This is a genomic window from Micromonospora deserti (assembly GCF_003236335.1).
GTDB lineage: Bacteria > Actinomycetota > Actinomycetes > Mycobacteriales > Micromonosporaceae > Micromonospora > Micromonospora deserti.
The window spans coordinates 21,021-32,171 of the sequence record NZ_POUB01000043.1; the positions used below are offsets into that span (position 1 = coordinate 21,021).

Below are 11,151 nucleotides of genomic sequence, written 5' to 3' on the forward strand. Positions count from 1 at the left end.
CGACGAGGCGCGGCGATGACCGACGACGTGACCGGCCCCGGCCGGTACGTGGGCCTGCGGGTGGCGGTCGTGGGTACCGGCCTGATCGGTGGTTCCGTCCTGCTCCGGCTCCGCGACGCCGGCCTCGACGTAACGGGTTGGGACCCGGACCGGGCCACCCGGGAACACGCCCGGCGGCAGGGCGTCGCCGCCCCGGAGACGCTCGACGAGGCGGTCGCCGGGCGGGACGTGGTCTTCCTCTGCGGGCCGCTGCCCACCCTGCCGGGGACTCTGCTGCGGGTGGCCGGGGCGACCGCGCCGGAGTGCGTCCTCACCGACGTCGGCAGCACCAAGGTCGAACTGGCGGACTTCGCCCGCCGGCACGGGCTCACCGACCGGTTCGTGCCCGGGCATCCGATGGCCGGCGCGGCCTCCGCCGGGCTCACCGCCGCCACGGCGGCGCTCCTGGACGACGCCGCCTGGGTGCTCTGCCCGGCACCCGGGCCGGCGACGGACGCCTTCCGTCGGCTCGCCGCGCTGGTCGTGGCGCTGTTCCGGGCCCGCGTGGTGCCGCTGTCGCCGGAGGTGCACGACACGGCGGCCGCGCTCGCCTCGCACGTGCCGCATCTGCTCGCCGGGGCACTGGCCGGTGCGGTGCAGCGGGCGCCCCTGCGCGACACGGTGCTCGGGCTGGCGGCCGGCAGCTTCCGCGACGGCACCCGGGTCGCCGGCACCCCGGCCACCCGCACCGCGAACATGCTGCTCGGCAATCGCGAGCGGGTGCTGGGTGGGCTGGCGGCGGTCACCGCGTACCTCGACGAGCTGGCCGAGGCGCTGCGGGCCGGTGACGTGGCGGCGCTCACCGCGCGGTACGGGGAGGCCGCGGCGGCCCGGGCGGCACTGCTCGGCCGCTCGTTGCGCACCGACGTCCGGGCCTTCCCGGCCGCCGGCGACCATGCCGCCGAGGTGGCGTGGCTGCGGGAGCTGGGCGCGGCCGGCGGGCACCTGAGCGGCTGCCGGGTCGACGCCGGCACGGTCTCCTACACCGCCCACCTCCCCACCTGACCGCCTCGACGTCGTCGCCCGGATCCTCGTCCCGCCCCGTCCGTGGCGAGCCGGTTAGGGTGAGGGGCATGGTGGACGGGCCGGTGGTGGCGGTGCGCGGCGAGGCGTACCGGGAGGTGGCTCCCGAGATCGCCCAGTTCACGGTGACCGCGACGGCCCGGGCCCGGGACCGGGAGACCGCTCTGACCCGGCTGGCCGAGCGGGCCGCCGCCGTCCGGGTGCTGCTCGACGGTTACGGTCCGGCCGTCGACCGGCGGGAGACCGGTGAGCTGCGGGTCCGGCCGGAGAGCCGGCGCACCGGCGAGCGGGTGGTGGCGTATCACGGGAGCGTGGCCACGACCGTGACGGTCAGCAACTTGAGGGCGCTCGGCGAGCTGATGCTGCGCCTGGCCGACCAGGACCAGGTCGAGGTGGCCGGGCCGTGGTGGTCGCTGCGTCCGGACAGTCCGGTCCACCGGGAGGCCCGGCACGCCGCGATCGCCGACGCGCTGCTGCGCGCCCGGGAGTACGCCGAGGCGCTCGGCGCGCGGGTGACCGCCCTGATCGAGCTGGCCGACACCGGCGTCGCCGAGCGGCCGATGCTGGCCCGGTTGGCGTACGCCGGTGGGGGTGGCGCCGAGGCGGGCGGGCCGCCGGAGCTGGAGCTGGACCCGCGGCCGCAGCCGGTGCAGGCGGCCGTGCAGGCCCGGTTCGCGATCAGCGAGCCGGTCCTCGGCTGATGTCGACCGCCCGGGTCGTCGCAGTCGACGAGCTGGTGGCGCGGGCGCGGGCCCTCGCCGACGCCGGCCCGCGGCAGCTGCTCGGCATCGCCGGCGCTCCCGGCGCGGGCAAGTCCACGCTGGCCGAGCAGGTCGTCGCGGCGGTGGGGCCGGTGGCCCGGCTGGTGCCGATGGACGGCTTTCACCTCGCCCAGGCCGAGCTGCGCCGGCTGGGTCGGGCGGAGCGTAAGGGCGCGGCCGACACGTTCGACGCGAATGGCTACGTCTCCCTGCTGCGCCGGCTGCGCCGGCTGGAGCCGACCTCGGTCTACGCGCCGGCGTTCCGGCGGGACCTGGAGGAGCCGGTGGCCGGGGCGATCGAGGTGCCGCCGGAGGTTCGGCTGGTCGTCACCGAGGGTAACTACCTGCTGCTGCCCGAGTTCCCCTGGGATGAGGTGCGGCCACTGCTGCACGAGGCGTGGTTCCTCGACCTGGACGCGGAGCTGCGGGTGCGCCGGCTGACCGCCCGGCACGAGGCGTACGGGCGGCCCCCAGCGCTGGCGCGGGCCTGGGCGCTGGGCACCGACGAGGCCAACGCTGCCCTGGTCGCCGGCACCGCCCGGCACGCCGACCTGGTGGTACGCCTAGCCGAACCCCCGCCGGGGTGACGGCACCGCCCGCCGGAGCTGCCAGGCCACCCGCGACCGTTCCCGGTGGAACTCCGGCGCCTCGGGGTAGCCGCTGTGGCTGCGAATCGGCGGGTCGATGACCTCTCCGGCGCTGGGGTGCAGCGCCTCCGGGTCGCGTACGGCCACGTCCCGTTCCCCGGCGGTGACCGGCCAGCCGACCGGGTCGGTGTTCCGCCAGAAGTTGGTCCAGCCGAGCATGCCGGAGGGCCGGGTGAGCACCTCGGCCAGCACCGGCAACCGGTCCGGCCCGAAGTACGCCGGGAAGACCCGCCCGTAGAGCCGGGTCAGCTGGCAGCCGTAGGAGAAGAACCAGATCCGCCGTCGCCACCGGGTGGGCAGCTGGAGGATCACCGCGGTGCAGATCACCGTGCCCTGGCTGTGTCCGGAGAGGATGATCCCGTCGGTGCCGCGGGGGTCGGGCGGGCTGAGGGCCAGTAGCCCGGCGGCGCGGGTCTGCAGTTGCGGCACGGCCCGCTCGGCGTAGCTGGGCGGGGCCAGCGGGTGGGCGGCGCGGGGCCAGAAGGTGGCCACGTCCCAGACCACGCCGACCGAGCGGCGGACCACGTCGGTGCGGTAGACGAGCATCCCCACGGCGGCCACCAGCACCGGCAGCCAGCCCAGCAGCGCGGCGCCCACGTCGGCCACGGTCTCCACCACCGCCGCGCCACCGGTCGGCGACACGGGGTGTGGCCGGGAGCGGGAGAGCACGGCGGCGCAGCCGACGGTGACCAGCACGCCCGCGGCGGCGGCGTAGTCGCCGACCAGTTGTACGGCGTGCTCGCCGATCAACCGGTGCAGGGCACGGTAAGCGCTGACGTCCCGGCAGCGCCGTAGGTCGTGACCGGAGAGCCGGTGGCCGGCGGCGACCAGGTCCGCGTACTCCTCCCGGCGGAGGCGGACGAAGAGCACGCCGGCACGGGCGGCGGTGGCGCCGAGCGCGACCAGTGCGACGGCGAAGGCGAGCCCGGCCCACATCACCGGCACCGGTGGTACCACGGCGGAGCGGCCGCCCGGCGGGGCGGCGCCGGTGAGCCGGTCGGTCACCCAGTAGAGCAGTCCGGCGCAGTAGGAGACGCAGAGCACCCAGCCGAAGCCGGCCACCAGCGCCGGGCCCCGCCCACCCCAGGCCAGGTCGGTGTGGGGTTCCAGCGGCTGGCTCTCGGTGTCCGTCCGGGTCCGGGGCAGCAGCAGGCCGGTGCCGGCGAGCGCGACGGCCGGGACGACGAGGTGCCAGGCCGCCAGTGGCGCCGGGGCGGGCGGGACGACGGGCAGCCAGTCGGAACTCCAGGCGGTGCCGAGGGTGAGCAGCAGCGTGGCCGCGACCGGCGCGACCAGCCCCCGCCGACCGGACCGGGCCACCGATCCGACGGCGATCAGCAGCAGCAGCTGTCCGGTGCCCACCCAGGCGATGACCCAGTCGAAGCCGGGCAGCGAGCGGTCGTACCCGCACTGCGGCAGGTCTGGTTGGCGGTTGCAGCCGGCCGGTGGGCGCAGCTCGGCCAGCGGGGTGCCGGCCGGCCCGTCCGGCAGCAGCAGGCACAGCGCGGTGCCGGCCAGGCCCAGGCCGGTGAGCACGGCGACGGTGATGCTCCGCGGGCCGAGCGGGGTGGCCCCGGCGCGCCGGGTCAGCGACGGCTGGGCGAGCGCCACCACCGCGATCAGCACGACGGCGGCCAGGACCGCCACCGTGGGCCAGGCGACGGCGGCCCGGACGCCGCGGGGCGGGTCCATGGCGAGGACCGTGCCCAGCGGTACGGCGGCGGCGACGACCGCGCCGGTGCACAGGTGCAGCACGGCGCTCCGGCGCAGCTGCCCCTCGCCGCACCAGAAGGTGGGGTCCTGCAACGGGTTCGCCAGTTCGCCGGGGGGCGGCTCGGCCGGTTCCGGCTCGTCGACCGGCTGCGCGGCCGGCGCCTCCCCGCCCGCCGTCACGTCCGACGGGGCCTCGACCGGCGTCCGGGCGGTCACGGTGACCGGGTCGGCGGGCATCTCCGCCTCGTACTGGTAGGTACGCCAGGCCACCAGCCCGAGCATGGCCAGCACTCCCAGGGGCACGAGCAGGCCGACGGCGAGGGCGCGGGCGTGTTCGCTCCACCAGCCGTGGGCGAGGAACTCCCACGGGCCCGGGATCCGGCGCAGGCAGTGCTCGTCGACGCACTGCCAGCCGATCAGGTCTACCCCGATGCCGGTGAGCGCGAGCACCAGCGTGCCGGTGAGGCTCAGGCAGAACAGCCGGATCAGCCAGGCGGTGAGACCGGAGCGGCTGCCCCACCGTTCGGAGTCCGGGTCGGCCGGGATCCCCGGCCGGGCGTGCAGCGCGACGTTGGCCAGCGCGAACGGCAGCAGCAGGGTCCACAGTGCGCGCTCGACGTCGCGCCGGGTCCGGGCGCCGGAGGTCAGCTGCCCCCAGCTGTACGCCTCGACGACGATCGGATCGTCCGGTCCGCTGGCGCTGGAGCGGTAGAAGCCGGTGACCGTGTCCCCGGCGACCAGCCACGGCTGGGGCGGGTCGACGCCGGGCTCGGGTCGCAGGCCGAGGATCTGGCCGGGTGGCGTGTTGGACACACCGTGCACGCGCAGTTCGAGCACCCGACCGAGCATCCCCGCCTCCTGGTGACGACGTCACTACCCAGGGTGCCGTGGATCGGGGTGTCCCGCCAGCCGTCGAAGGGTTGTTTGTGCAGGTGAGAGGCTTGTTCAGGATTGGTTGAGGTTGCGTACCGGACGGGCGGGATTACCGACCGCGACGACGTTCGCCGGTAGGTCCCGGGTGACGACGGCGCCCGCGCCGACCACGGTGTTCTCGCCGACGGTGACGCCGGCGAGCACGACAGCGCCCCCGCCGAGCCAGACGTTGTCGCTGATGGTGATCGGTCTGGCCGCCTCCCACTTGGCCCGCCGGGGCTCCGGCTCGACCGGGTGGGTCGGGGTGAGCAGCTGCACGTTCGGCCCGATCTGGACATCCGCGCCGATGGTGATCGGGGCGACGTCGAGGAAGATCGCGTTGTAGTTGACGAAACAGCGGGGGCCGATCCGGATCTGCCAGCCGTAGTCGCAGTGGAAGGGTGGGCGGATCCAGGTGTCCTCGCCCACCTCGCCGAGCAGGTCGCGCAGGGCGGCGAGCCGGCCCTGCGGGTCGGCCGACGGGCTGGTGTTGAAGCGTTCCATCAGCCGCGCCGCCCGGTCCAGGTCGGCGATGATCTCCGGCTCGTCGGCGATGTACGGCTCGCCGGCGAGCATGCGATCCCGCATGGACGTCACCGGTCGACCGTGCCGGGTTGGACCGGTGGGTGTTGGTCGGTCCGTCATCTTTGTGACTTCACTGTACATACTCCGTATGTAATTCTGATGGCTGTCGATGTGTCTCTCGTAGGTAGAACGTCCCACGAGGAGGATCCGTTGCAGCGAAGAAGAAAACTGGCCGCTCTCGGTGCTGCGCTCGCCCTGGTGCTCGGCGTCCCGGGCCCGGCCGTGGCCCGGCCGCCCGCGCCGGATGCGACCACCGGCCCGGGCACCGCGGCGCGGGCTGTGCCGGCCGCTGGCCGCCCGGCCACCGTCACCCTGCTCACCGGTGACCAGGTCACCGTCACCGCCGCCGGGGCCGCCGCCGTGCGACCCGCCGACGGGCGTGCGCACATCCGCTTCCTCACCAGCCGGGAACGCGGGCACCTCAGCGTCGTCCCACACGACGCCCTCCCGCTGATCCGGGCCGGCCGGGTCGACCGGCGGCTCTTCGACGTCACCGGGCTGATCGCCGCCGGCTACGACGACACCCGCCGCGACGACCTGCCGGTGCTGATCACCGCAGGTCCGGGGGCCGCCCAACGCGCCGCGGCGCCGGCCGGCGTGACGGTCACCCGCGACCTGCCGGCGATCGGCGGGGTCGCCGCGACGGCGGCCAAGCGGCGGGCCGGCGAGGTCTGGGCGGCGGTCACCGGCCGCCCCGGCGCCCGGATCGACACGGCGGGGGGTGCCGACCGGATCTGGCTCGACGGCAGGCGGCAGATCACCCTCGACCACAGCGTGCCGCAGATCGGCGCGCCAGCCGCCCACGCGGCCGGCCTGACCGGCCGGGGCGTCCGGGTGGCCGTACTCGACACCGGCGTCGACGCCGGGCATCCCGACCTGGCCGGCCGGGTGGCCGAGGCGCGCAATTTCACCGAGGAACCGGCCGGCGACGTGGTCGGCCACGGCACCCACGTCGCCTCGATCGTCGCCGGCAGCGGGGCCGCCTCGGGTGGCCGCCACCGTGGCGTGGCACCCGACGCGACGCTGCTCGACGGCAAGGTCTGCGAGGCGTACGGCTGCACCGAGTCGGCGATCCTGGCCGGCATGCAGTGGGCCGCGGTCGAGCAGCGGGCGGATGTGGTCAACATGAGCCTCACCGGGTGGGACACCCCCGAGGTGGACCCGCTGGAGGAGGCGATCGGGACGCTGACCGCGCAGACCGGCGCGCTCTTCGTGGTCTCGGCCGGCAACGACGGCGGCTTCGCCCCGGTCGGGTCGCCGGGCACCGCCGACGCCGCCCTCTCGGTCGGCGCGGTCGACCGCACCGACGCGCTGGCCGACTTCTCCAGCCGGGGCCCGCGCACCGGCGACGACGGGCTGAAGCCGGACCTCACCGCGCCGGGGGTGGAGATCGTCGCCGCGCGCGCGGCGGACGGGGTGATCGGCGAGCCGGCGGGGGAGCGGTACGTATCCCTCTCCGGCACCTCGATGGCCGCACCGCACGTGGCCGGCGCGGCGGCGCTGCTCGCCCAGCGGCATCCCGGCTGGGCGGCCGGGCAGCTCAAGTCGATCCTGATGGCATCGGCGCGGCCGCACCCGGCGCAGACCGCGTACCAGCAGGGCGCCGGCCGGGTCGACGTGCCCCGGGCGATCACCCAGCCGGTGACCAGCGAGCCGGCGAGCGTCTCCTTCGGCCGGTCGCTCTGGCCGCACGGCGACGACACGCCGATCACCCGGACGGTGACCTGGCGCAACACCGGCCCGAGCGCACTGACCCTCGACCTGACCGTCGAGGTGACCGGCCCGGACGGCGAACCCGCCCCGGCCGGGATGTTCACGCTGGGCGCCAGCCGGGTCAGCGTACCGGCGGGCGGCACGGCGACGGCGACCGTCACCGCCGACACCCGGGTCACCGGACCGGACGGCCTCTACAGCGGGCGTGTCGTCGCCCGCGCCGGCGACGTCGTGGCGGTCACCCCGCTCGGCGTGCACCGCGAGGTGGAGAGCTACACGCTGACCGTCCGGCACCTCGACCGGCACGGCGCCCCCACCGGCAGCTACGGCACCAGCCTGCTCGGCCTGTCCGGCTTCGCCGCGTACGACGTGTACGACCCGGACGGCACCGCCGAGCTGCGGGTGCCCAAGGGGCGGTACGGCCTGTCCAGCGTCCTGTTCCAGGTCGACGGGGAGGACCTGACCGGCGCGACCCAGATCGCCCGGCCGGAACTGGTGCTCGAACGGGACACCGAGATCACCGTCGACGCCCGGCGGGCCGGGCCGGTGCGGGTGACCGTGCCGCGGCGGTCGGCCACGCCGGTGCTCGTCGACATCGGCGCCAACTTCTTCGCCGCCGACGGCAGCTCGTACAGCACCGGGCTGCTGGCCTTCGATCTCACCGGCCTGGCCACCGGCCAGCTCGGCCGGGCGGCACCCGCGGAGCGCTTCGTCGCCACGATCGGCAGCCAGTGGGCCGACCTCGAGGCGGCCAGCAGCCCCTACCTGTACACGCTCAGTGAGGGGTTCCCCGGCCGGATGCCGACCGGCCTGGACCGGCACTACCGCAACCGGGATTTGGTCACCGTCACGCACCGGTTCCGTGCCGGCTACCCGGGGCTGGTCGCCGAGCGGGCGGTCTTCCCGCACCTGGAGCCGGACCTGGGCGGCTGGGCGATCGTGCTGCCCACGGCGGTGCCCGGGCAGCGGGTGGAGTACCACAACACCCGCGGCGTGCGCTGGTCGTCGGAGCTGATGTTCGGCACGCCGACGGATGACGGGTGGACCGAGATCAAGGCGGGGCTCACCGCCGAGCCGCGGGCGTACCGGGCGGGCCGGCACCACCGGGAGAGCTGGGGTAGCGCTCCGTACGCGCCATCATTTACGGCGCCGCGCTGGCCAGGGGCGGGGATCACCCGCCAGGGCGACGTGATCGTGGTCGAGGTGCCGCTGCACAGCGACGCCGAGGGGCACGCCGGAGGCTCGGTCGCCGACAGCGCCCGGACGGCCCTCTACCGCGACGGGGTCCTGGTCGGCGAGAGCCCGGACCCGGGATACGGCCGGTTCGAGGTGCCGGCGGGAGCGGCCGACTACCGGTTGGAGACGCTGTCCCGGCGCAGCCTCACCGACCTCAGCACGGAGGTCGCCACGGCGTGGACGTTCCGCTCCCGGCACGTCGCCGGTGACGACTTCGCCCGGCTGCCGACGTCGGCGATCCGGTTCACGCCCCGGCTCGATGCCGGCAACGCCGCCCCGGCCGGCCGGACGTTCGTGATCCCGGTGCAGGTGCAGCGGCAGCCGGGTGCGCCGGTGGCGCGGACCGCCGCGCTGACCGTCGAGGTCTCCTACGACGGCGGGACGACGTGGCAGCGGGCCCGGGTCCGGCACGGCGGCGACGGCTGGACGGCCACCGTGCGACACCCGGCCGGCGCCGGCCACGCGTCCCTGCGGGCCACCGCCCGGGACACCGCCGGCAACACGGTGACCACCCGCGTCATCCAGGCGTACCGCCTGCGTTGAGGCGTACCCCCGCCGGGTCCGCGGCCGACCGCGGACCCGGCGGAGGGTCCGTCAGTCGTTGGCGTGCAGCGCGGCGTTCAGCTCGATGCCCCTGCCGGCCCGGGGCTTCGCCTCCAGGGCGCCGGTGACCGAGTTGCGCCAGAACAGCAGCCCGTCCACCCCGGACAGCTCGCGGGCCTTGACCACCCGGCCGTCCGGCAGGGTGACCTTCGAGGCGGCGGTGATGTAACAGCCCGCCTCGACGACGCAGTCGTCGCCGAGGGAGATGCCGACACCCGCGTTCGCGCCGACCAGGCTGCGCTCGCCGATGCGGACCTTCTCGGTGCCGCCGCCGGAGAGGGTGCCCATGATCGACGCGCCGCCGCCGATGTCGGAGCCGTCGCCGACCACCACACCCTGCACGATCCGCCCCTCGACCATCGAGGCGCCGAGCGTGCCGGCGTTGAAGTTGACGAAGCCCTCGTGCATCACGGTGGTGCCGGTGGCGAGGTGCGCGCCGAGCCGCACCCGGTCGGCGTCGGCGATCCGCACGCCCGAGGGCACCACGTAGTCGGTCATCCGGGGGAACTTGTCCACCCCGTACACGGCCAGGTGCCGGCCGGCCGCCCGCTCGATCACCCGCAGCTCGTCGACCCGCTCGGGCGGGCACGGCCCGGCGGAGGTCCAGGCGACGTTCGCCAGCTTGCCGAAGATGCCGTCGAGGTTGAGCTCGTTGGGCCGCACCAGGCGGTGGGAGAGCAGGTGCAGCCGGAGGTACGCGTCGGCGGCGTCCTTGATCGGGTCGTCGAGCGAGCCGATCGCGGTCACCACCTGCACGGTACGCAGACCCGGCAGTGCCCGGTCGCCGACCGCTCCCGGGGGCAAATCGAGCACGTCCGCCTCGTCCTCGCCGGGCACCAGCGGCAGCTCGCCGAGCCCCAGCTTGCCCGTCGGGTACCAGGTGTCGAGCACCATGTCGTCAGGGGTCACGGTGGCCAGGCCGATGCCCCAGGCGGATACTGCGGACGTCACTGTTTCACCTTTCGTTCGCGGCTGCGGGGCTCGCAGGCTCGCTCCTCGCGCGCACCGGATCTGACGGTACCGTGCGAACCATGGAGAACCCCCTGACCCCCGAGGTCCTGGCCGATCCGGTGGCCCTGACCCGCGCGCTGGTTGACATAGAGTCCGTATCCCTCAACGAGAAGGCGATCGCCGACTGCGTCGAACAGGTGCTGCGGGGGCTGCCGCACCTGATTACCCACCGGCACGGCAACACCGTGATGGCCCGGACCGACCTGGGGCGCGACCAGCGGGTGGTGCTCGCCGGCCACCTGGACACGGTGCCGCTGAACAACAACTTCCCGTCCACGCTGCGCGGCGACCTGATGTACGGCTGCGGCACGTCGGACATGAAGTCCGGGGTGGCGTACGCGCTGCACCTGGCGGTGACCCTGCCGCAGCCGCGCTACGACGTGACGTACCTCTTCTACGAGGCGGAGGAGATCGAGTCGAAGTACAACGGGCTCTTCCTGGTCTCCGAGGCGCACCCGGAGTGGCTGGCGGCGGACTTCGCGGTGCTGCTGGAGCCGACGTACGGCCTGGTGGAGGCCGGCTGCCAGGGCACCATGCGGGCCGTCGTGGCCACCACCGGCGTCCGCGCCCACTCGGCGCGGTCCTGGCACGGGGTGAACGCCATCCACGGCGCGGGCGAGGTGTTGCGCCGCCTCCAGGCGTACGAGGCGCGGCGGGTCACCCTCGACGGCTGCGAGTACCGGGAGGGGATGAACGCGGTCCGCATCCACGGCGGGGTGGCCGGCAACGTCATCCCGGACCGGTGCGAGATCGAGGTCAACTACCGGTTCGCCCCGGACCGTACGCCGGCCGAGGCCGAGGCGCACCTGCGTGAGGTCTTCGCGGGCTTCGACCTGGCTGTGACCGACGTGGCGGCCGGCGCCGCGCCGGGCCTGGACGCGGCCCCGGCCAAGGAGTTCCTGGCGGCG

Annotated in this window: 8 protein-coding genes; 5 read left to right on the forward strand and 3 right to left on the reverse strand. The window is 75.2% G+C overall.

Annotated features, from left to right (window positions below; genetic code table 11):
* Nucleotides 1–15: 15 nt before the first annotated feature.
* The 3 genes from C1I99_RS09505 to C1I99_RS09515 all read left to right on the forward strand — a co-directional run bounded on the left by C1I99_RS09505 (nt 16) and on the right by C1I99_RS09515 (nt 2,410).
* A complete protein-coding gene (locus tag C1I99_RS09505) occupies nt 16–1,044 on the forward strand; it encodes a prephenate dehydrogenase (RefSeq protein WP_111133841.1) in 1,029 nt (342 codons plus the stop codon).
* 68 nt (nt 1,045–1,112) lie between these two features.
* Complete coding sequence (locus C1I99_RS09510; RefSeq protein ID WP_111133842.1) at nt 1,113–1,763, forward strand: SIMPL domain-containing protein; 651 nt, start codon at nt 1,113–1,115, stop codon at nt 1,761–1,763.
* Nucleotides 1,763–2,410: a nucleoside/nucleotide kinase family protein gene (locus tag C1I99_RS09515; protein WP_111133843.1), complete on the forward strand. Its 648-nt coding sequence runs from the start codon at nt 1,763–1,765 to the stop codon at nt 2,408–2,410. The genes C1I99_RS09510 and C1I99_RS09515 overlap by 1 nt, the downstream gene beginning before the upstream one ends.
* On the opposite strand, the gene C1I99_RS09520 is transcribed toward C1I99_RS09515, so the two are convergent.
* Together C1I99_RS09520 and C1I99_RS09525 are read right to left on the reverse strand one after the other, a co-directional pair.
* The gene (locus C1I99_RS09520) at nt 2,387–5,032 is read right to left on the reverse strand and encodes a hypothetical protein (protein ID WP_111133844.1); all 2,646 of its coding nucleotides are present in this window, start codon (nt 5,030–5,032) and stop codon (nt 2,387–2,389) included. The two genes, C1I99_RS09515 and C1I99_RS09520, sit on opposite strands and share 24 nt — an antisense overlap.
* Nucleotides 5,033–5,128: 96 nt before the next feature.
* Nucleotides 5,129–5,692, reverse strand: coding sequence for a sugar O-acetyltransferase (locus tag C1I99_RS09525; RefSeq protein WP_111133845.1), 564 nt, complete (start codon nt 5,690–5,692; stop codon nt 5,129–5,131).
* An 87-nt stretch (nt 5,693–5,779) separates the two neighbouring features.
* On the opposite strand from C1I99_RS09525, the gene C1I99_RS09530 reads away from it, so the two are divergent.
* Nucleotides 5,780–9,172, forward strand: a complete 3,393-nt coding sequence (locus C1I99_RS09530; protein WP_111133846.1) for a S8 family serine peptidase — start codon at nt 5,780–5,782, stop codon at nt 9,170–9,172.
* Between the two features lie 51 nt (nt 9,173–9,223).
* Here C1I99_RS09530 and dapD read toward each other — a convergent pair whose 3' ends face one another.
* Entirely contained in the window at nt 9,224–10,183 is a 960-nt protein-coding gene (gene dapD / locus C1I99_RS09535; protein WP_111133847.1) for a 2,3,4,5-tetrahydropyridine-2,6-dicarboxylate N-succinyltransferase, read from the reverse strand.
* 80 nt (nt 10,184–10,263) lie between these two features.
* On the opposite strand from dapD, the gene dapE reads away from it, so the two are divergent.
* The coding region (gene dapE, locus C1I99_RS09540) for a succinyl-diaminopimelate desuccinylase (protein ID WP_111133848.1) at nt 10,264–11,151 on the forward strand (888 nt) is incomplete at its 3' end.